Annotated in this window: 22 protein-coding genes; 6 read left to right on the plus strand and 16 right to left on the minus strand. The window is 30.3% G+C overall.

Annotated features, from left to right (window positions below):
• Nucleotides 1-20: 20 nt before the first annotated feature.
• The 13 genes from BVC87_RS17055 to BVC87_RS17115 all read right to left on the minus strand — a co-directional run bounded on the left by BVC87_RS17055 (nt 21) and on the right by BVC87_RS17115 (nt 10108).
• Nucleotides 21-449, minus strand: a complete 429-nt coding sequence (locus tag BVC87_RS17055) for a DUF1801 domain-containing protein (RefSeq protein WP_075343616.1) — start codon at nt 447-449, stop codon at nt 21-23.
• Nucleotides 450-580: 131 nt separating this feature from the next.
• Entirely contained in the window at nt 581-1042 is a 462-nt protein-coding gene (locus tag BVC87_RS17060) for a GyrI-like domain-containing protein (protein WP_075343617.1), read from the minus strand.
• Nucleotides 1043-1081: 39 nt separating this feature from the next.
• Nucleotides 1082-1804: a helix-turn-helix transcriptional regulator gene (locus BVC87_RS17065; RefSeq protein WP_075343618.1), complete on the minus strand. Its 723-nt coding sequence runs from the start codon at nt 1802-1804 to the stop codon at nt 1082-1084.
• Nucleotides 1794-2495: a ceramidase domain-containing protein gene (locus BVC87_RS17070; RefSeq protein WP_075343619.1), complete on the minus strand. Its 702-nt coding sequence runs from the start codon at nt 2493-2495 to the stop codon at nt 1794-1796. Before BVC87_RS17070 ends, BVC87_RS17065 begins: the two co-directional genes overlap by 11 nt.
• The gene (locus BVC87_RS17075; protein WP_075343620.1) at nt 2485-3105 is read right to left on the minus strand and encodes an L-threonylcarbamoyladenylate synthase; all 621 of its coding nucleotides are present in this window, start codon (nt 3103-3105) and stop codon (nt 2485-2487) included. Before BVC87_RS17075 ends, BVC87_RS17070 begins: the two co-directional genes overlap by 11 nt.
• A gap of 77 nt (nt 3106-3182) precedes the next feature.
• The gene (locus BVC87_RS17080) at nt 3183-3884 is read right to left on the minus strand and encodes a response regulator transcription factor (RefSeq protein WP_075343621.1); all 702 of its coding nucleotides are present in this window, start codon (nt 3882-3884) and stop codon (nt 3183-3185) included.
• Between the two features lie 16 nt (nt 3885-3900).
• A complete protein-coding gene (locus BVC87_RS17085; protein WP_075343622.1) occupies nt 3901-5469 on the minus strand; it encodes a sensor histidine kinase in 1569 nt (522 codons plus the stop codon).
• 115 nt (nt 5470-5584) lie between these two features.
• The gene (gene coaE, locus BVC87_RS17090; RefSeq protein ID WP_075343623.1) at nt 5585-6169 is read right to left on the minus strand and encodes a dephospho-CoA kinase; all 585 of its coding nucleotides are present in this window, start codon (nt 6167-6169) and stop codon (nt 5585-5587) included.
• Nucleotides 6170-6172: 3 nt separating this feature from the next.
• Nucleotides 6173-7045: a CdaR family protein gene (locus tag BVC87_RS17095; RefSeq protein ID WP_143569817.1), complete on the minus strand. Its 873-nt coding sequence runs from the start codon at nt 7043-7045 to the stop codon at nt 6173-6175.
• Nucleotides 7046-7176: 131 nt separating this feature from the next.
• Entirely contained in the window at nt 7177-7488 is a 312-nt protein-coding gene (yajC, locus tag BVC87_RS17100) for a preprotein translocase subunit YajC (RefSeq protein ID WP_075343625.1), read from the minus strand.
• Complete coding sequence (locus tag BVC87_RS17105) at nt 7488-7952, minus strand: DUF1573 domain-containing protein (protein ID WP_075343626.1); 465 nt, start codon at nt 7950-7952, stop codon at nt 7488-7490. The genes yajC and BVC87_RS17105 overlap by 1 nt, the downstream gene beginning before the upstream one ends.
• Before the next feature lie 41 nt (nt 7953-7993).
• The gene (nusB, locus tag BVC87_RS17110) at nt 7994-8932 is read right to left on the minus strand and encodes a transcription antitermination factor NusB (RefSeq protein ID WP_075343627.1); all 939 of its coding nucleotides are present in this window, start codon (nt 8930-8932) and stop codon (nt 7994-7996) included.
• 75 nt (nt 8933-9007) lie between these two features.
• On the minus strand, nt 9008-10108 hold the full coding sequence (locus BVC87_RS17115) for a Glu/Leu/Phe/Val family dehydrogenase (RefSeq protein WP_075343628.1): 1101 nt from the start codon (nt 10106-10108) through the stop codon (nt 9008-9010).
• Between the two features lie 178 nt (nt 10109-10286).
• Here BVC87_RS17115 and BVC87_RS17120 point away from each other — a divergent pair, with 178 nt between their 5' ends.
• Both BVC87_RS17120 and BVC87_RS17125 read left to right on the plus strand, forming a co-directional pair.
• Nucleotides 10287-12041: an ABC transporter ATP-binding protein gene (locus tag BVC87_RS17120; RefSeq protein WP_075343629.1), complete on the plus strand. Its 1755-nt coding sequence runs from the start codon at nt 10287-10289 to the stop codon at nt 12039-12041.
• 80 nt (nt 12042-12121) lie between these two features.
• Nucleotides 12122-12487, plus strand: a complete 366-nt coding sequence (locus tag BVC87_RS17125) for a PUR family DNA/RNA-binding protein (protein ID WP_075343649.1) — start codon at nt 12122-12124, stop codon at nt 12485-12487.
• Between the two features lie 64 nt (nt 12488-12551).
• Here the strand turns inward: BVC87_RS17125 and BVC87_RS17130 are convergent, their stop codons facing one another.
• Genes BVC87_RS17130 through BVC87_RS17140 form a run of 3 tightly spaced genes read right to left on the minus strand, consistent with a single transcriptional unit; the run spans nt 12552 to nt 14864 of the window.
• Nucleotides 12552-13598 carry an isochorismate synthase gene (locus BVC87_RS17130; protein ID WP_075343630.1) on the minus strand — a complete coding sequence of 349 codons (1047 nt, stop codon included), beginning with the start codon at nt 13596-13598 and terminating at the stop codon, nt 12552-12554.
• Nucleotides 13595-14443 (minus strand): alpha/beta fold hydrolase, encoded by an 849-nt coding sequence (locus BVC87_RS17135; protein WP_075343631.1) that lies wholly within the window; start codon nt 14441-14443, stop codon nt 13595-13597. The genes BVC87_RS17130 and BVC87_RS17135 overlap by 4 nt, the downstream gene beginning before the upstream one ends.
• 4 nt (nt 14444-14447) lie before the next feature.
• Nucleotides 14448-14864 (minus strand): hotdog fold thioesterase, encoded by a 417-nt coding sequence (locus tag BVC87_RS17140; protein ID WP_075343632.1) that lies wholly within the window; start codon nt 14862-14864, stop codon nt 14448-14450.
• A 75-nt stretch (nt 14865-14939) separates the two neighbouring features.
• On the opposite strand from BVC87_RS17140, the gene BVC87_RS17145 reads away from it, so the two are divergent.
• The 4 genes from BVC87_RS17145 to BVC87_RS17160 all read left to right on the plus strand — a co-directional run bounded on the left by BVC87_RS17145 (nt 14940) and on the right by BVC87_RS17160 (nt 20906).
• Nucleotides 14940-15440 (plus strand): IS1096 element passenger TnpR family protein, encoded by a 501-nt coding sequence (locus BVC87_RS17145; protein WP_075343633.1) that lies wholly within the window; start codon nt 14940-14942, stop codon nt 15438-15440.
• Between the two features lie 125 nt (nt 15441-15565).
• On the plus strand, nt 15566-16462 hold the full coding sequence (locus tag BVC87_RS17150; protein ID WP_075343634.1) for an ABC transporter ATP-binding protein: 897 nt from the start codon (nt 15566-15568) through the stop codon (nt 16460-16462).
• Nucleotides 16463-16474: 12 nt separating this feature from the next.
• A complete protein-coding gene (locus tag BVC87_RS17155; protein WP_075343635.1) occupies nt 16475-17302 on the plus strand; it encodes an ABC transporter permease in 828 nt (275 codons plus the stop codon).
• Between the two features lie 85 nt (nt 17303-17387).
• Complete coding sequence (locus tag BVC87_RS17160; protein WP_143569818.1) at nt 17388-20906, plus strand: T9SS type B sorting domain-containing protein; 3519 nt, start codon at nt 17388-17390, stop codon at nt 20904-20906.
• The last annotated feature ends 169 nt before the right edge of the window (nt 20907-21075 follow it).

The following is a 21075-nucleotide window of genomic DNA, read 5'->3' on the forward strand; positions in this document are numbered from 1 at the left end:
AAAAGTTTTATACTAACAACCTAGATTCCTAATGTTATTAAATGTTTTACTTTATGATATACTAAAGAAGCTTTAATACATTTTTTCAGTTCTTCTTCTGGTATTTTTTCATCTAAATAAAAAACTACAGCTCTTTTTCCTTCATATTGAAATGTATCATTAAAAACTAATCTAAAGGTGTTTACCAATCTACTTGTGCATTGAAAATACATTCCATATTGATTTGGTTTTTTCTCTTTCCAATCCATTCGTAATGTGCTTCCATTTTTCGTAACAAAACTAGGTTCACCCCATTTTAACGTTTCTTGAATTTCAGTAATTTCTTCAGATTCTTTCGCAGTTTTTATTACTAGTTCTCTGAGAAACTGCATTTTTTCTCGAACAAAATCAGGATAAGCATCAAAGATTTTCTCAACTTTTGGATCTGAAATTAAATTAAAATGAGTCATTTTTTTATTTGGAAAATTATTTAAAATGAGATCTAAAAAATATTTTATTCTAACCTATATTGAGTAACAGTCGAAAGGTTTGTAATGATTATTCTTTAGATCCCATACAATGAATTGTGTTTTTGTTTATTTTATGATTTAGTAGCTATTAAGATACTTACTTTGGTTTCTTCATCTTGTCCAATACCAGATTGATACACCTCAAAATCTGCTGAGTACCTTCTATCTAAATCAGACTTCCAGATTTCCATCCATTTATTGTACACTATACCATCATTCAATTTTCCTTCTGCAATAAACTCTTCATATGAACTTTCTGGAATATCTAATTTTATTAAGTCCGTTAAAATTTCGTTCTTAGCATCGACTTTACACCCAATATACATATCATAAGCTCCCATGTAATCGCTTTCGTAATTTGTATATACTGCATAAATTTTATCGTCTAATTTATTTGGAATTTTGTCACTAATATTTTCAGACATAAACTTTTCCCATAAAGCAGGGATATCCTTGGCAGCTTGCATGTCTACATTAGTTGTTCTCGTTTTAATTCCTACTATTGCAAACGCATTGATTTGTGTTGATTTCATTTTTATTATTTTTAATTACAACACAAACTTAAAGTAGCATTATGTCAACGGTTTGTCAGGGGTACTTGAAAATTTTGCTCTGCATATTTCAAAATATTGTTGTAGTGTCATTTCATGCGGTTCAAATTTTTCATACATATCTTTTACACCCACTATCATATCTATACGGAACACTCTAAAATCTTTTCTTAATCTACAAAATGCAATTAACAACCAATTTTCATTGGTACTATATAAAGCAAAGGGTTCTATAGTTCTTTTAGTATACTTATTTTCTAATGAATTATATTCTATTTCTAAAAGTTTAAAATCAGTAATCGCAGATTGAAGTTTAATTAGATTAGCACTTGTTGTATTATTCTCTGGATTATACCTAAAGGCTATTCTTTCTGATAATAATTCTGTTTTTTCTTTTTGATTGTTTTTAAAAACTGCCTTAAGCTTAGTTATTGCACTTACATAACTATCTACTAAAGATTGGTCTTTATTCTTTTGAATAAGATTTGCTGCTGTAATTAGAGCTTGCGCTTCCTCTTCGGAAAACATTACTGGAGGTAAATAATATCCTTCCATTAAAGAATACCCTTTTCCTTCCTCTGTAAAAATTGGTACTCCTGAACTTTCTAAGGTTCTTATGTCTCTGTAAATAGTCCTAACACTTACATTAAATTTTTCTGCTAAATAGGTTGCAGTAACTATTTTTTTTGATTGTAATTGTGTAATGATTGAGGTTAATCTTGAAATTCGAGGTTTATTCTTCATACAATAAACGTTCTCTATCTTTATAAATATAATTCAACAAGAAAAATACAGCTATTCCTCCAAATGTATGCCATAGCCAATGTGTCCCCATAGGTAAAATTGCTTCTAAATCTCCTTTTACCACAAGATTATCTAAAGTTCTAAATGTAACTGCTATACCAAAAATTAAAAAACCTACTAATATTAGTTTCGCATTTTTCCATTGTGTTTTATAGGCATACCAAATAAATGGTGTAACTACTGTTAAAGCTGTTACTACATAACCAAAAGAAATTCTATACTCATTAGGTAATGGTATCATTCGTGGAAAAATAGAAAGTGCTAAAAAAGCAAAAAATAAAAGTATCCTTTTCCACCACAACTTTTCGATTTTACCAATGAAGTAGACAATTCCTCCTAAGCAAACGACCATTATAGGTAACCAATCCAATACTAACCAAAACTGATGACTTCTTGTACCATGAAACATAGTACCGCCAATCCAACTACTAAAAATTACTGGTATAGCAAATAAAAAGAATGGGTGCTGCTTTGGGTTCTTATATATTTTACTTCCAAAATAGATAAGGATAGCAATGAAAATTAAATTACTGAATGTATTATATGGCTCAACTGGCAATCTACCTTCTATGGTTTCTTGGTAAATCGGCCCCGTATCATTTGGAAATTTTTGCACTAAACTAAATAACATCTACACTTCCTTTTCCTTTTCTTATTATTTCTGGCTCTTCTTGAGTTAAATCTATTATTGTAGAAGCTAGATTGTCTCCATACCCTCCATCTATTACGACATCAACTAAATTTTGCCATTTTTCAAAAATTAACTCTGGATCTGTTGTATACTCAATTACCTCATCTTCATCATGGATTGAAGTAGATACTATCGGATTTCCTAACTGCTGTACTATAGCTCTAGCTATATTATTATCAGGTACTCTAATACCTACCGTTTTTCTCTTTTTAAACGCCTTAGGTAAGTTAGTACTACCTGGTAAAATAAAAGTATAAGGTCCAGGGAGAGCTCTTTTTAATATCTTATAAACTGGTGTTTGTATTTGCTTAACATAATCAGAGAGATGACTCAAATCATTACATACAAATGAAAAGTTTGATTTTTCTAATTTAACCCCCTTAATTCTAGCTACTTTTTCCATTGCTTTCATATTCGTAATATCACAACCTAATCCATATACTGTATCAGTTGGATAAATCACCAAACCTCCATTCTGTAGTACTTTAACTACCTTATCTACTTCTCTAGGGTTTGGATTATCATTATAAATTTTTACAAATTGTGCCATCGACTAAATATACAATGTTTATATAAACAAAAACTTCCAACAGGGGTATTGTTGGAAGTTTTTATTATTTAGGATAATTATGCCTCGTTATCTATCAATCTAAATCCTTCTCCGTGTATATTTAAGATTTCTACACTTTCATCTGGTTTTAGATATTTTCTAAGTTTAGCGATATAAACATCCATACTTCTAGATGTAAAATAATTATCGTCTCTCCAAATTTTAGTTAATGCTAATTCTCTTGGCATTAAATCATTTTTATGCACTGCTAGCATACGTAATAATTTACTCTCTTTAGGAGATAATTTTAATGGTTCATCTCCATTAAAAGATAGATGCCTTAACTTCGAATTAAAAGCAAACTTACCAATATTGAATTCAAACTGATCATCGTCTTTAGATTTTTCAGTTTCTTTTCGTTGTAAAATTGCTTTTATTTTATGCAATAACACTTCAGAATCGAAAGGTTTATTCAAGTAATCATCTGCTCCTACTTGATAGCCTTTTAAAACATCTTCTTTCATTGTTTTTGCTGTTAAAAAAATAATCGGCACTTCTTTATTTGTTGCTCTAATATCTTGAGCTAAAGAAAACCCATCTTTTCTTGGCATCATTACATCTAAAATACAAAGATCATACTCTGAATTTTTAAACATAATTAAACCTTCAATTCCGTCTTTAGCATGAGTGACGCTGTAATCATTCAGTGCTAAATAATCTTTTAATACTGTTCCAAAATTTGGATCATCTTCTACTAATAGAATTTTTCTTGTTCCCATTGTTTGCCCTTCAAATTTATATTAATGGTAATTTTACTGTAAACGTACTCCCTTTATTTTTTTCACTAGATACATGTACTGTACCATGGTGATTGTCTATAATCTCCTTAACATAGGCTAGTCCGAGACCATGCCCTTTAACATTATGAATATTTCCTTTATGTTCTCTATAAAATTTATCGAAAACATATTTTTGAGCATTTTTACTCATACCTATACCTTCGTCTTTTATCTTAAAAATAAAGTACTTATTTGTACTTTCTGTAAACACATCTATTTTTGGTGCTTTCTCAGAGTATTTAATTGCGTTTTCTAACATGTTTACTACAACATTGGTTAAATGAAACTGGTTTCCTAGTACTTCTGTAGAAATTGCCTTAAAATGTGTTTTAACGGTTCCTTCTTTATCGCTAACTAGTAGATTCACATGCTCAATAGCTTCTTCTATTATGTCGTGTGCGTCTACTGCTTCTTTACTAATTTCGATTTGATTTTTTTCTAGCTTAGATATTCTTAATACATTTTCAACCTGACCGTGCATTCTTTTATTTTCATCACGTATCATTTTCACGTATCTTTTTACTTTATCTTCATCTTTAATAATCTTTGGATTTTTTATAGCATCTAACGCCAAATTGATAGTTGCAATGGGGGTTTTGAACTCATGGGTCATGTTATTTATGAAATCTGTTTTGATTTCAGAAATTTTCTTTTGCTGTACCAATTGATATAAAGATGTAGAGAATGCTGCAATAATAATTCCTATAAACAATAATGAGAGTAATAAAGCTAACATCATATCTGATAATAAACTTTTTTTCTCATTGGGGAATGTTACATAGAGTTTATAATTACTATTTCCGTTTTCGTCTTCTAGTAAGGGGTAGAAATAACTGTTGTTTTCGTCTATTTTAAAATAACCTGATTTTATTTTTGTTGCTAAACCTCCTTCATACACACCAAATTTAAACTCTTGGTTAATATTTCTCTTATCCAATTCATCAGCCAATGTATTATTCAGTTCTCTTTTACTGATTCTTTTGTGTATTGGCATATGCTGTTGGTTTTGTCTGAACAAATATTCAAATTGTTCTTTTTGCCAACTTGGATAGGTTAGGTATCTAGAAAACCTATTTTCATCTGTGTAGTTCTTATAATCACTATCATCAGAACCATAGGTTGTGGTATACATAAAATCCTCTTTTCCAGAGAAACGTTTAATGATTATGGTATCACTATTTACAAAATCAACTGGAATTTTAAAATTTTCTTCTAGAATTGTAGCTCCGAATGTAAATTTTTTCTTGCTTACTGTATCTATCTGTTGAAATAAATAATTTTTTATCTCAGCTGTACTTCTACTAACATTTTTTTCAAAGAACTCTTTATGTTTATCAACAAATTCATTGTATTCTCTTTCTTTAATTCTTTCTGATGTTTTAGCTAACGCTATCCTTACATTGTTCTCAAATTCAAGCTGTTTACTTTTAACAGCATCTTTTACCCAATACAACTGAACGGCTATGATTCCAGTTAAGGAAATACTCATCAACAACACAATCAGAATAAATATTCTTTTTCCCATCAGCCAAAAATAAATGAATACAGTTATCCTATAATATCTTTTAACTTAGATTAACAAAGATACTATGTTTTTTTGAAAATTTTAAGATTTACGTTAATATATCAATAATTAATCTCTACTTTTCTGTTAATTTATTATGAATATTTTTCACATTCTCTTTAACAGTGTTAAGATTTTCGTTAACAATCACATAGTGAGACTGTAATTTTTTCTTAATGTCAGACCATTGATTTTTCATCCTATGTAACACTTCCTCTCTTGTTGTTTTATCTCTTTCTATAACGCGCTGTATCTTAACCTCATGAGGAGCAGTTACTGTAATAATTTTATCACAAATTTTATCGCTTCCATTTTCAAACAAAATAGCATTCTCGTAAAGGATGTACTCTTTATCTTTATGTTCTTCTATAAAATTTGTTAAATGTTTATACACTTCGGGGTGTACTATCTCATTAAGATTTGTTAATTTTTCTTTGTCTTTAAAAACAATATTAGCTAAAAAAGCTCTATTTAATCCATTAGTATCATATGCTTTTTCGCCAAATTCTCTTATCAGTTTTTTTCTGATAACTTCAGAAGTATTCATTAATTTTTTAGCTTCTAAATCCGCATAATATACAGTTACGTTTTTATAAGCTGCAAACAATTTTGCTACAGTAGTTTTTCCACTACCAATTCCTCCTGTTATTCCAATAAGCATAATTTATTTTTGAATTAAAAAGTCTATTTTTTGTGGTGAAATTCTCACTGATGAAGTTAATTCTGGCTCTTTTTTAAGTTCTGGAATCAAATAGGTTAATTCATTTTCTTTCGTTTTATTATAATCACAAACCACATGAAACAAATCTTCTGTAATCTTTTGATAATTTTTTAAACCTACTTTATAAGTTACTTTAACTTTTTTAGGAAAAGTATTCAAACCTATTTCTTTAGGAATATTGATAATTCTAATTGGAATATCAAAGTTCCCTTCAGTAAATTCATCTATTAAAACGGAAACCTCAACACTTTCATGACTAACCCTAATATTAGAAACTTCTTCAGACATTTCTATTGCCAACTTTGTAGTTATATTTTCACTAACATCTTCTAAATTTAAGTTTTTAGTAGTAATGCTTTTAATTTTTTTCAACTGAAGTTCAGGTCCCGAAATTGAAATACTATCTGGCTCTATTGTTACTTTTTCTGTACCATACCCTAATTTGTATGCTAAATTTAACTTAGGAATCACTGGTACTTTTTTTGTTGCTAGCGTACCTAATTTAAAATAAATAGAGTCTTCTACTATATTTACAATTTCAAGTGAAGATATTTTTTCTTGGATCTTTGCTTTTTGATCTGCTGTCAATAAATAGAAATCTGTTTTACTTTTTTTCTTTAATTTACTTAAATCTAAAGGCAGTTTTTTTCTAGAAAAATTAGCCGCAAATAAATTAAACCCACTCCCCATAACTTCCACATTAATTTTTTGAACTGGAGTTTCTTGCAAAATTTTATCTTGGGGCAGTGCCAAAAACTCTACTGAATATGTCAGGGTTGTAGTATATTTCTTTGATAGGTTAATTAACAACCACATTAAAAATGAGGCTGCTAAAAAACTGAAAAAAATTTTGGGTATGTTAATTTTTTTATCCAAATACTTTTTATGACAATTTATTTAAAATAAAAAAGGTGAGCAAAAGCTCACCTAAAATATTTTTTATCAGTTTATTTCTGTTCCGTTTGCTTTTGTGTCAACTCCATTGAAATAGCTGTTCTTTCAAATCTTATTTTTCCAGCTCCCGTTTCAATAACTACCGTATTATTAGTATCATTCATTTCAACTATTCTACCATGAATTCCACTAGTGGTTACCACTTTTGAACCTTTTTTAATATCAGACCTGAACTGCTTTTCTTTTTTTTGCCTGATCATTTGAGGTCGAATCATAAAAAAATACAACACTCCAATCATAGCTACAAAAGGAAGCATACTCATTAAACCTCCGGCATCTGCTTGTAAAAAAATCATATCAAACATTAACTTTTCTTTTTAGGTGTTACCATTCCAGAAACTTTTAATAATTCCTGACCTTTCTCTGTATTTGTAAATAAGGTAACTGTTTTACTTTGCTGGTTTGGTTTACCACTAGTATTAAATTTTACTTGAACATCTGCAGTTTCTCCTGGCTTAATAGGTTCTTTTGGCCAAGTAGGCACTGTACATCCGCATGACGCTTTTGCCTCAGTAATTACCAAATCTGATTTTCCTGAATTTGTAACTTTAAATGTAGTTTCTACTACAAAACCTTCTTCTACTGTTCCAAAATCATACGTTTCTTTGTCAAAAGTAATTGATGGCGCTCCTTGACCAATCTCTTTATCTCTTTTCTGCGCTTGCACTACATTATCTGCATTTACTTTAGAAGCAGCATTATTTCCTTTACATGAAGTTACTAAAACCGCAACACTAACTAATGCAGTTGCTATTATTGTTTTTCTCATTTTAAATAGATTTACTTGGTAAAAATAAATATTTAGGATAGTTATAACAAACCTCTACCTATTTTCACCATTTTATTTGACTCTAAATAATCCTTAGATAATTTATCTAAAACTCCATTTATGAAGTATCCGCTTTTATTGGTAGAATAATCTTTTGCTAACTCTATATATTCATTAATAGTTACTCTACTCGGTATTGATGAAAAATGTAAAAATTCAGTAATTGCCATTTTTAATAGAATCATATCTATATCTGCAATCCTGTCCGTTTCCCAGTTTGGTGTTTTCTCTCTAATATCATCTTCAAATTTATGATGATTCAGCATCACCTTATTGAATAAATCCGACACAAACCTTTTATCTTCATCATCTTTGTATAAACTACCGACAACAAATGGTGATTTTTCTTTTTGCTTATTTAATGTTTTAACTACCCATGTATTCACAAATGGAATGTCATCAACCCAAGAAATCATTTTATCCTCAAAATACTCTGCTAATTTTTCATTAGGCGCAATAATTTCTTTAAAAAAGCTAACGACAAAGTTTTTATCTGCATGGTATGAATCTTCAGCGGTATTCATGTAATTTTTATACAAATCACTTTGCAACAACTCTTCAAAAATAATTTTCACATACTCATCATCTAACTCCCAGTTTGTTAGATTATTCATCTCTACATGCCCTTCTAAACTAACACTATCTTTAATCTGATTTAGCAATCTATTATTTAAAAACTTAGTATTAGGATTTAAATCTTCTTTTGTTGCTAAAATCTTCTTTTTTGAAAGCTCTATTTTTTTATGCGCCAATTTTTGCACTTCAAGCATAAGCTGGAAGTTTAACGCATATAAATCAAACATTTTTTGAATACTGAATTTCAAAAACTTTTCCTCTTTGATCAGATCAGTATTATGAGATTGTTGCATTGCGTATACTGACTGCATTACTTTTAAGCGAATATGTCTTCTATTTATCATTAATGAGGATCTTTTAAAAAAGGCGATAGAAAAAATTCTATCGCCTTGCAAAAATATAACTTTTATTGATTTGCTTTAGCTATTTTGTTCTTTTTTGCGAGCATCAATTCTCGATTGCGCTATGTTAAACGCAGCTTGATGTGTAGTAATGTTTTCTTTCTCTGCTAGATCAAAAATCTCTAAGGTTGTATTATAGATATTTTCTGTTCTTTTAATACTCTCTTCTTTACCATAACCAGCAACTTCAGCATACACATTAATAATACCTCCTGCGTTAATTAAGAAATCAGGCGCATAAGCTATACCTCTTTCTTGTAACATTTTTCCATGTTTTAACTCATTTGCTAACTGATTATTTGCTGCACCAGCTATAACTTTAGCTTTCATTTTTGCTATGCTATCATCATTTACTGTAGCACCTAAAGCACATGGAGCGTAAATATCTATATCTAAACCATAGATATCATTCCCTAAAACTACATTAGCATTGTATTTTTTACTTAACTCTTCTAACCTAGCTTCATTAATATCATTCAGAATCACTTGTGCTCCTTCGTCAGTAATATGTTTTACTAACGTTTCACCAACATGACCCACCCCTTGTACTAATACTTTTTTTCCTTCTAAACTATCTGATCCAAATTTATATTTTGAGGCAGCTTTCATTCCCATATATACCCCATAAGCTGTAACAGGAGAAGGATTACCTGACCCTCCAATTGCTTCTGAAACTCCAGTTACGTGTGGTGTTACTTCACGAATAACATCCATATCTCGAGTTTCCATACCTACATCTTCAGCTGTAATATATCTTCCACTTAATGAATTAACAAATTCACCAAACTTACGCATTAAAGCATCGTTCTTTTGTGTTTTTGCATCTCCAATAATTACCGCTTTACCTCCACCTAAGTTTAAACCAGTAATTGCTGATTTATAAGTCATTCCTCTCGAAAGACGCAATACATCATTTAAGGCTTCCCATTCCGTTTTATATTGCCACATTCTAGTACCTCCTAAAGCAGGACCTAAAGTTGTATTGTGAACACCAATAATTGCTTTTAAACCTGTATCTTCGTCACTACAAAAAACAACTTGTTCATGGTTATCAAAAGATAATTGACCAAACACAGGGTTGTTTTTAAGATCTTTAGCATCGATAATTTCAGACATCATAATATTTGCATTATTTAGTTAAATAAATTTATGTTTTTCATAAATTTAGAGCCGCTAAAATACGAATTTGACAATACTGAAGCAAAAACACCGTTTAAAATTACAAAATCAATAATAAAAAAACTCATTACTTATTAAGTACACAAAGTTTTTCTTAAAAAAATTAATAATTACAAAATTGAAAGCACTACAATATTTAAACAAATACTTTTTAAAATATAAATGGAGGTTATTTATTGGAATTATAATCACCATTCTTTCAAAATTATTAGCTCTAAAAATTCCCGAAATTATAAAAAATTCCTTAAATGTTGTTGAAGATCATTTAAATGGAACAAAACCTAATTTAGACGAAGTTAAACACGAACTCCTCGTAAACATACTTGTTATTATAGGTATAACATTATTAGCTGGTTTTTTCACTTTTTTAATGAGACAAACCATCATAGTAATGTCTAGATTGATAGAATTTGATTTAAAAAACGAAATCTATCAACAATACCAACGACTGTCGGTAAACTTTTACAAAAAAAACAGAACTGGAGATTTAATGAATCGAATCTCTGAAGACGTTTCTAAAGTTCGTATGTATTTTGGTCCTGCAATTATGTACTCACTTAACATGATTGTCCTTTTTACTATTGGTTTTTCTAAAATGTTAAAAACTGATGTTGAACTTACGCTTTACACATTAATTCCATTTCCAGTACTGTCATTTTCTATTTTTTGGCTTAGTAAACAAATCAACAAGAAAACTACTATAGTACAAGAATACCTTTCTAAACTCACCACATTCAATCAAGAATTTTTTTCTGGAATTAATGTGGTTAAATCCTACAGTATTGAAAAAGCTGTATTCACTAATTTCAATCAATTAGCAGACGAGGCTAAGGAAAAAAATATTGAACTTTCAAAAGTTCAAGCTTTATTTTTTCCTTTAATGATTTTGCTTATAGGTATTAGCAACATATTAGTACTGTATATTGGTGGTAAACAATATATAGATGGTAAAATTCAGATTGGTGTTATTGCAGAGTTTATATTATATGTTAACATATTAACTTGGCCTGTAGCCATTGTTGGATGGGTCACATCAATTATCCAACAAGCTGAAGCCTCTCAACAACGTATAAATGAATTTTTACAGCAGGTGCCTGAAATCCAAAATACCAATGAAAAAGAAACAACGATACAAGGTAAAATAAGCTTTAAAAATGTATCATTAACTTATGACGACACTAATATTACTGCTTTAAACAATATAAATTTTGAAGTCAATGAAGGTGAGACAGTAGCTATAATGGGAAAAACTGGAAGTGGAAAATCTTCTATTGCTAGTTTAGTCTCTAGAATGTATGACACTACCGATGGGGAAATTTTAATTGATGACACACCTATTAAAGAATTAAACTTAAATAATATTCGAGATCAAATAGGAGTCGTACCTCAAGATCCTTTCCTTTTTTCAGACACCATTGAAAACAATATTAAATTTGGTAAAAATGATGCCTCTGAAGAAGAAATTATTGAAGCTGCTAAAAACGCGGTAATTCATGATAATATTAGTGGATTCACCAATGGTTACCAAACTATATTAGGAGAAAGAGGCGTTACATTATCTGGCGGTCAAAAGCAAAGAACATCTATAGCTAGAGCTATAATTAAAGATCCTAAAATTTTAATCTTTGATGATTGTTTATCTGCTGTTGATACTGAAACGGAAGAAAAAATTCTATCAAATTTACAACGAATTTCAAAGAATAAAACCACATTTATTATCAGCCACAGGGTATCTTCTGCTAAAAATGCGAATAAAATCATCATTCTTGAGGGAGGTGAAATCATTGAAGAAGGAACTCACAATCAATTAATAACACTTGACGGAGTCTATAAAAATTTGTACGAACAACAACTTTTAGAAAAAGAAATTTAGCGATTAGTGTGTTCAAGTAAAATATTTTGTTAGATTTGTTAGAGAAAAAAACAAATAACTACTATATTAAGATTAGAATTATGGCTGAGAGAGTAGAACAAGAAGAAATCTTTTCACAAGTTTTAAGAGCAGGAAGGAGAACATATTTTTTTGATGTAAGAGCAACTAAAGCAGATGATTATTACTTAACAGTAACTGAGAGTAAAAAGTTTACTCATGATGATGGTTCTTTCCATTATCAAAAACATAAGATCTACTTGTATAAAGAAGATTTTAGTGATTTTAAAGAGATGCTTAATAAAGCAACTGATTATATTATATCTCAAAAAGGTAGCGAAGTAATTAGTGAGCGCCACCAAAAAGATTTTAAAAAGAGCACAGAAAGCTTTGTTGAACAAGCAGCAACAGCAGAGAGTTTTACTGATGTTTCTTTTGAAGATATTTAATTCAATTCAATTTACAACAATGAAAAACCGCTAACTAGTATTTTTATACTAGTAAGTGGTTTTTTTATAATATATGTTTCATTGCTTTTGATTTTGCAATAGTTTCTTCCCATTCTTTAGACGGTATACTGCCTTTAGTTATCCCTCCTCCAACATATAGAATTGCCTTTTGATTCTTTTCTATTTCCATACAACGTAAATTCACATACAAACTACTTTTACTTCCATTATCTATATTTAACTCACCCAAAAAACCTGTGTAAAACTTTCTATCGTAACCTTCATAATCTAATATATATGATTTTGCTTTTTCTTTAGGGAAACCACAAACCGCTGGAGTAGGATGCAAAACACGTATTAAATTTGTGATTGAAGTTTGCGTTACTCCAGAAATCCTTGTACGCAAGTGTAATAAATCACCTATTCTAAAGGTTTCTAAAGGTTGTTCAGTTGGCTGCTCTCCTTCTTTTTCAAGTTTTTCTATAATGTAATCAGTTACCAATTGTTGCTCTTCTAATTCTTTTGCTCCCCAAAACACTTCTTTATACTGATCATAAACTTGAGTCCCTGCCAACGACATTGTTTTAAACTCAGTACCTTTAACCTCTAATAAGGTTTCAGGCGTAGCTCCCATCCATAAACCAACCTTAGGGTGAAACCATAAATATGTAAAAGCCGTTGGATACTTAACTACTAGTTTCTTAAAAGTATTTACAACATTAAACTCTTTCAATTCCACTGACTCTGTTCTAGAAATTACCACTTTTCTAAAGAGATGATTGTCTATGGCCTCAATACTTTTACCAACTAAATCTATATGATTTTGTTTTTGTTCTTCATCAATTACAGAAACATTGTCTTTTGGCTCAATGACTATATCGAAATCAATAGTTTCTTGATAAAAATGAGACTCCTTCTCTGGAATTAAAATTGAAGGATTATTTGAATTAAAAGGAGCAAACACAAAACCAGATTCATGAAAGTTTTCACAAAAACACAGTTGGCTGTTATCTTGGAAATACCCTCTTAGATAATTATCATTTGGTTTTTTATAAGCGACAAAAGGAAGCTCTTTTTGTAACGCTTTATTTATATTCTCTAAAAAACTCAATTTACTATTTTTAATAACTGTTCTTTAATAAAGTCAAAATTCGTCCAAACTAAAGCATGGCTAGCCTTGTCTATAGTAATTAAAGAAAATTGATTTGAAGTATTAAACTTGTCTTTTAACATACTTGAATTTTCATAGGGCACAATCCAATCACTAGATCCATGAATACTCACTACAGTATTTGTGGTTTCCCCCCATTCAGATTCAAAATTCTTTAAATCAGCTTTATGAGATAATTTTTCTTTAGCTGCTTGCCTCCAAATTCTAGGCACTAACCATCTTGTTAACCTCCATTTATAAAAGTTAATCATCCAAGGAATTGGCTCTATTTCACTATGAATCGCTGGTGCAAGTAGAACAATCTTCTTCACTTTCTTTTTAATAGCTAATGCTATTGGACCTCCGTAAGAATACCCCACTAAAATTGTTTTCTCAGCAGGCAAATCCTTTATCACTTCTTTTAGCATATCCCTTTCAAAAGCTATACTTTCTTGTACTGGGTTTTCATCTTTGTAATTATAACCAATTCTGTCATAAGCAATCATATTATATTTTGTTTGCAAAAGACTATCTGCTAAATATTTAGAAAAATCATTTAATGATCCAATAGTACCATGAACAAAAACTAGCGTAGGCAAAGTGCTATCGCTTTCAATCTTAATTTTACGATAAGAAAAACCTTTAAATTTTTCCTTTGAAAGCTTAGGTTTAATTGCACTAGTTTTATAAGCTTCTAAAATTTTCTGGTCAGACTTTGGTGCTGTAAAAATCCTGAAAGCAAAATAAAGACCGATAATAAGTATGATGAAAATTGACGCTATAATCTTTAAAATCTTTTTTAACACTATGCTATTTTTTATCTAAAATAATATTTGTGAGTTTGCAAATGGAAATCAATTCTCCTTCTTCATCTGTAACTCTAACTTCCCATAAATGGGTCGTTCTTCCTTTATGTATTGGAGTAGCAGTTCCAAAAACCACACCTTCTTTCTTACTTTTAACATGATTAATACTTAATTCAATTCCTTTTACTATCTTACTCTTATCTTCAGTAAAAAAAACCGATGCCACACTACCCACTGTTTCTGCTAGTGCTGCAGTAGCACCACCATGTAATAAACCATAAGGTTGATGAACTTTCGAGTTAACAGGCATTTTTGCTTGAATCATTTGCTCTCCAAAATCCACAAATTCAATAGCTAATGTCTCCATTAGAGTATTGTTATTGAACGCATTTAACTTTTTTAATGTTTCTTCTTTATTCATTTATCATTAAAATATGAAGTGAAAAAATATGGAGTAGTAAAAATACGTATTTTTGTAGTCACTAAAAATTCAAAAATGTATAAAATCCGTGTAATATTAGATGTAGAAGAAGATGTAATAAGAACTTTAGTTTTTGACGAAAACAACACCTTAGAAAAATTACATTTTGACATTGCCAATGCTTTTGGTTTTGATGGTAAAGAAATGGCTTCTTTTTACACCAGTGATAACGGATGGAATCAAGGTGATGAAATCCCACTATTTAATATGGCTGACGTAGGTTATGGTTTATCTATGCAAACTTGTATTCTTAATGAAGTTTTACCCAACCAAAACGACAAATTAATATATGTATATGATTTTTTAGCCATGTGGACTTTCTACGTTGAAGTTATTGAAAAATCTGAAGAAAAAATAGCAGAAACTAAAACTATTTTAAGCGTTGGTGAAGTACCTTCAGAGGCGCCAAACAAAGTTTTTGAGTCTGATGATATTTCTAATGACTTCGATAGTGATTTTGATGATCCTTTTGGTGGTTTTGAAAACATTGACGATTTAGATCTTGACAATATTTAAATCATTTTACTATTTTTTTATCATTTTTTTCGTCTTTTATTCTTTTTAATTTCTACTTTAATTATAAAATAGTAACATTTTAGTATCTTATTCGTCGAATAGAAAATCACAAAACTGATACAAACTTGGATACTATTTTATCTATTAAAAATCTCGATAAGAAATTCGGCAAAGTACATGCTGTAAAAAATCTTTCATTCGACATTGAAAAAGGAAATGTTTATGGAATTTTAGGACCTAACGGTAGTGGTAAATCAACTACATTAGGTATCATTCTAAATGTTGTGAACAAAACTTCTGGAGAATTCACTTGGTTCAATGGAACGATGTCAACTCATGAGGCACTAAAAAAAGTAGGAGCTATTATAGAGCGTCCTAACTTTTACCCTTATATGACTGCTGTCCAAAATTTACAATTGATTTGTAAAATAAAAGGAGTTCCTTATGATAATATTGATGAAAAGCTAAAAGTTGTAAACTTATTTGAACGAAAAGATAGTAAGTTTAAAACCTATTCTTTAGGTATGAAACAACGTTTAGCTATTGCTTCTGCATTATTAAACGATCCTGAAATTTTAATTTTAGACGAGCCTACTAATGGATTGGATCCGCAAGGAATACATGAAATTAGACAAATCATAAAAAAAATTGCTAAAAATGGCACTACAATTTTGCTAGCTTCCCACTTATTGGATGAAGTTGAAAAAGTATGTAGTCATGTTGTAGTAATTAGAAAAGGTGAAAAATTATATAGTGGCCGTGTAGAAAACATGATTGCTTCTAATGGAATTGTTGAAGTAAAAACTGAAGGAAATGAAGAAGCTTTAGTTAACGCTTTAAAAAACTACTATGATATTGCTGCAGTAAATATTGAAGATGGATTTGTGATTGCCAGATTAGAAAATGAAACCTCAGCAGCAAAAATAAACAGTTATTTATTTGAGCAAGGTATTGTCGTTTCTCACTTAGTTAAACGCAAACCTAGTTTAGAAGAGCAATTCTTAAACCTTACTAACTACTAAAAAAAATTATCTATGTTACGTCTTTTACAAATAGAATTTCACAAACTTTTTCATAATCGTGCTAGTAGGGTTTTATCTATAATTTACTTTGGGTTATTAACTTCAATAGCTCTGATTGCCGTTATACGATTTCCTTTTGGAAACAGAATGGCACTAGCTGATTTAGGAATTTTTAACTTCCCTTACATTTGGCATTTTAACACCTATGTAGCTGCTATTCTAAAATTCTTTTTATTATTAGTTATAGTATCTATGATGGCTAATGAATACAGCTATAAAACACTAAAACAAAATCTAATTGATGGGTTAAGTAAAAAAGAATTTATATTATCTAAATTTTACACTGTATTAGTTTTTGCATTTACCTCTACAGTTTTTGTCTTTATTATTTCTTTAATTTTAGGATTAATATATTCAGATTTTAATGAGCTAAGTATTATATTTTCTGACTTAGAATATCTTTTAGCCTTTTTTATTAAACTAGTTGGTTTTTTCTCTTTTGGACTTTTTTTAGGTATACTTATTAAAAGGTCTGCTTTTGCTGTAGGCGCAATGCTTACATGGTACATAGGAGAATGGATCATTTATGGATTATTAGGATGGAAAGTTACAAGTTGGCAAACAGCGCAAACTATTAAAAATCTCTTACCTCTTGAGGCAATGCAAAATTTAATAGTAGAACCTGGAACAAGACTAGGAGCAGTAAAAACTATAGCAAATCAAATTACTGAATTCTCTAAGGATTATTCCGTTCATTTTACTGACATCATTATAGTTCTAATATGGACTGCGATTTTTATTTATTCTTCTTATGTTTTATTAAAAAAACGAGATTTATAGTAAAAAAATAAATAAATACATCAATAAGGGTAGTTTTAAATAAAAACTATCCTTATTTTTGATTCAAATCAATCTTAATTTTCAGGTGAGAAAAACAATCTTTTTAGTGTTGTTCCTCTATTCTTCTTTCCTCTTCAGTCAGAAAGAAGCTAACATCTGGTATTTTGGAAGAAACGCTGGAATAGATTTTAACACCTCACCTCCTACTCCTTTAATAGATGGTCAGTTGAATACCTTAGAAGGGTGCTCTACATTCTCTGATGAAAATGGAAACTTACTCCTATATTCAGATGGAATCACGGTTTGGGATAAAAATCACAATATCATGAAGTATTCCAATGGAGCACTGGCTAATAATCTTCGCGGTGATCCATCAAGCACACAATCTGGGATGATTATTCCTAAACCTAAATCTTCTACTATATACTATCTTTTTACTGTTGATGATGCATCTGGTCGTGTAAGAGGTGAACCAGATGGAAGAGGCTTAAATTTTTATACTATAGATATTTCTAAAAACGGAGGCCTAGGTGAGATTGTTGAAGGCCCCGTATCCTTATCAGGAAGTTTAAGCCTAACATGGCCTGAGAAAGTTGCCGCTGTTAGAGGTACAGAATGCGATACTTTCTGGGTAGTTTCTGTTATAAACAATACATTTTATTCATATAAGATTGATGAGACTGGTGTTAGCATTTTTGCTGTTATTTCTAGCGTCCCTACCCCAACTACAAAACGAGGTTATTTAAAATTATCTCCTGATGGAACCAAATTAGCTGTTGCAAACCAACTAGGCACAGCTAATTTATATAATTTTAATGCTACAACCGGTGAAGTTGATGGTAGTTCAGAAATAATACTAACAGATGGTTTTGATGGCCAACCTTATGGTGTTGAATTCTCTGTAGATTCAAGAAAATTATACATTTCAACAGTATCTGGATTACGAGTAACCCTAAGTGATCCTCCAACTACTTACAGGCTTATTCAATTTGATCTTCTTCAAACAGATATACCAGGATCAAAAGCGTTAATTCATAGAGAAAACCCTGGATTTAGAGGAGCTTTACAACTAGGACCTGACAGTAAAATATATGCCACAATTCCATTAGCTTTCGTTGATGTTGCTGGAGATGATAAAAGTTTAGATGTTATCGAAAATCCAAATGCTAATGCTAGAGATGTTATATATACAAAGGATGCTATTGACTTAGGCGGGAGGTTCTCAACACAAGGACTACCTCCTTTCATTTCATCATTATTACTACCTATTGAAATTATTGATATTACTGCTAATGAAATCATTAATAATCAAGATAGAAAATATTGCATAGGAGATTCCATCGAAATTGATTCTGGTACAGTAACCGGTACAGGCATAACACATGAATGGACTTTCAATGATGGACTAACCTCAACAGTAATTTCTAATCAACCCAAAATAATATTAAATAACCTTAACACATCAAATAATGGAACCTATTCATTAGTTGTTAATCTTACTAATAACTGTGGTGAGGTAACAAAACTAGAAGGGAACTTTACAATTAATGTTTTTGAACCTGCAACTGCTAGTCCTATTTCAGACATAAATCATTGTGACAGTGATGGTGATGGTTTGCACACATTTGATTTTGAAACTTTGGTTAATCCTACAGCTTTGGGAGGTTTAGACCCTAATCAATTTAACGTTGTATATTATCAAAATAGAACTGATGCTGAAACTAACAATACCGCTAATGTGCTAACATTACCTTACAGCAATACTATCCCTAATAGTTCTGAAGATATTTTTGTAAGAGTTCATAACAAAGATGCCCCTAATGCCTGTTTCGATATCACTCAGTTTAGACTCAGTATTTTTTCCCCTCCTGTAGCTACTCAACCTACAGATTATGAAGAATGTGACGATATCATTAGCGGTGGAGATACCGACGGTTTTTTTAATAATTTTATACTTTCCACAAAAGATAGTGAAATTTTAGGCGGACTTTCTCCCACTCAATATTCAGTTACGTATCATACTTCTCTAGTTGGAGCCCAAACTGATGCAACTACAGATATAATCGATAAAAATACACCTTACAGAAACACAACCATCAATGAACAAACTATTTATGTAAGAGTAGAAAATATAACTAACATTAACTGTGTAACCATTTCTGATCCTACTACCAACTTTAAACCTTTTAAGCTAATTGTAAATTCATTACCAGTAATTGCCAATAATCCTGCACAGATTACTCAATGTGAAATTGACGGTGATGGTTCTGCTTTACTAAATTTAACTCAAGCTACCATTAATTTATCTGCTAATTTTGAAAATGAAGATTTTGATTTTTTCCCAACAGAAGCAGATGCTATCAGTAACAGTAATAAAATTAGCACTCCTTTTTCTTATAATGCAAATAATGGGGACACTATATGGGCGAGAGTTATTTCAGACAAAGGATGTTATAGAATTGCACAAGTAAATATTATCATTTCGTTTACTGGAAATGTTCCTTATACTAAAGAGTTTACCGCTTGTGATGACAACCTTGATGCTGATGGAAATGACACAATAAACAATAACGACAAAGACGGAATCGCAAATTTTAATTTAGTAGAAGTTATAGATGATATTAAAAACTTCTTCCCTGTAAGTGATCATCCTAACTTAGATGTCGTTCTATTTGAAACTACAGTTGATAGGGATGTTACTTCCAATCCAATACCTAATTATTCTAAGTATAGAAACACAAATATTCCTGCTTCAACAAGACAACCTATCTATTTTAAGGTCATCAATAATTTAAACTTTGATTGTGAAGGTATCGGTGAATTCTATATAAAAGTCGATCCACTTCCTGATTTTGAAATTACTACTCCTCAAATTGTCTGTTTAAACGCTCCTTCATTCATTGAAGCTGAAAACCCAGATGGTTTGTATCAATATGAATGGACAAGAAACGGTCTCCCAACAGTAATAGGAGACAAGCAGCAATTAGATATTTTACAAGGAGGAGATTATACCGTTACTGCTATAAACACAACTACAAATTGTAGAAGAAGCAAGACAATACGTATAGAGGAATCAATAATAGCCACTATTACCCCTACAGACGTTACTATTATGGATGATTCTGACAACAATACTATAGATATTAATGACATAAACAATAATTTAGGTATTGGAGATTATGAATTTGCATTACAAGATGAGAATGCTCAAATTATTATAGACTTTCAAGATGCGCCTATTTTTGAAAATCTTGAAGGAGGAATTTATACTATCTTAGTTCGTGATAAAAATAATTGTGGTACTGCACAATTAGACGTTTCTGTACTTCAATTCCCAAAATATTTTACCCCAAATAATGATGGAGTTAATGATACTTGGACCATTAAAGGTGCTAGTTCTGTATTTTATCCAAATAGTACAATTACCATTTTTGACAGATTTGGAAAAATAATGACTTCTCTAGGAATTGATGATCAAGGATGGAATGGATTATTTAATGGTAAACTTTCCTTACCTACCGATTATTGGTTCAACATTGAACTTATCGACAGAAATGGAAATAAAATTAATCGAAGAGGCCATTTTTCTTTATTAAGACAATAAAGAGTTGTTCCTGAATTATAATCAATAAAAAAATCTTCTTACACTAAACAACAGTTAGCACGCATTACTAACACTGGTAAAAACCAAATTCCCTTAAGGTTAACTTCTCTGAAAACAAGTTTTATAAGTAGTTTTAGTTATTTTTGATTTTATCCCAGAAAAATTAAAA

This window comes from Tenacibaculum agarivorans, from assembly GCF_001936575.1.
Classification (GTDB): domain Bacteria; phylum Bacteroidota; class Bacteroidia; order Flavobacteriales; family Flavobacteriaceae; genus Polaribacter; species Polaribacter agarivorans.

Excerpts from the sequence above, each read along its gene's own strand:
- BVC87_RS17145 (WP_075343633.1), top strand. The coding sequence starts at position 14,940 with ATGTATAAAATCCGTGTAATATTAGATGTAGAAGAAGATGTAATAAGA.
- BVC87_RS17055 (WP_075343616.1), bottom strand. The coding sequence starts at position 449 with ATGACTCATTTTAATTTAATTTCAGATCCAAAAGTTGAGAAAATCTTT.
- BVC87_RS17125 (WP_075343649.1), top strand. The coding sequence starts at position 12,122 with ATGGCTGAGAGAGTAGAACAAGAAGAAATCTTTTCACAAGTTTTAAGA.
- BVC87_RS17155 (WP_075343635.1), top strand. The coding sequence starts at position 16,475 with ATGTTACGTCTTTTACAAATAGAATTTCACAAACTTTTTCATAATCGT.
- BVC87_RS17095 (WP_143569817.1), bottom strand. The coding sequence starts at position 7,045 with ATGTGGTTGTTAATTAACCTATCAAAGAAATATACTACAACCCTGACA.
- BVC87_RS17070 (WP_075343619.1), bottom strand. The coding sequence starts at position 2,495 with ATGTTATTTAGTTTAGTGCAAAAATTTCCAAATGATACGGGGCCGATT.
- coaE (WP_075343623.1), bottom strand. The coding sequence starts at position 6,169 with ATGCTTATTGGAATAACAGGAGGAATTGGTAGTGGAAAAACTACTGTA.
- BVC87_RS17065 (WP_075343618.1), bottom strand. The coding sequence starts at position 1,804 with ATGAAGAATAAACCTCGAATTTCAAGATTAACCTCAATCATTACACAA.
- BVC87_RS17075 (WP_075343620.1), bottom strand. The coding sequence starts at position 3,105 with ATGGCACAATTTGTAAAAATTTATAATGATAATCCAAACCCTAGAGAA.
- yajC (WP_075343625.1), bottom strand. The coding sequence starts at position 7,488 with ATGTTTGATATGATTTTTTTACAAGCAGATGCCGGAGGTTTAATGAGT.
- BVC87_RS17060 (WP_075343617.1), bottom strand. The coding sequence starts at position 1,042 with ATGAAATCAACACAAATCAATGCGTTTGCAATAGTAGGAATTAAAACG.
- BVC87_RS17140 (WP_075343632.1), bottom strand. The coding sequence starts at position 14,864 with ATGAATAAAGAAGAAACATTAAAAAAGTTAAATGCGTTCAATAACAAT.
- BVC87_RS17085 (WP_075343622.1), bottom strand. The coding sequence starts at position 5,469 with ATGGGAAAAAGAATATTTATTCTGATTGTGTTGTTGATGAGTATTTCC.
- BVC87_RS17105 (WP_075343626.1), bottom strand. The coding sequence starts at position 7,952 with ATGAGAAAAACAATAATAGCAACTGCATTAGTTAGTGTTGCGGTTTTA.
- nusB (WP_075343627.1), bottom strand. The coding sequence starts at position 8,932 with ATGATAAATAGAAGACATATTCGCTTAAAAGTAATGCAGTCAGTATAC.
- BVC87_RS17080 (WP_075343621.1), bottom strand. The coding sequence starts at position 3,884 with ATGGGAACAAGAAAAATTCTATTAGTAGAAGATGATCCAAATTTTGGA.
- BVC87_RS17115 (WP_075343628.1), bottom strand. The coding sequence starts at position 10,108 with ATGATGTCTGAAATTATCGATGCTAAAGATCTTAAAAACAACCCTGTG.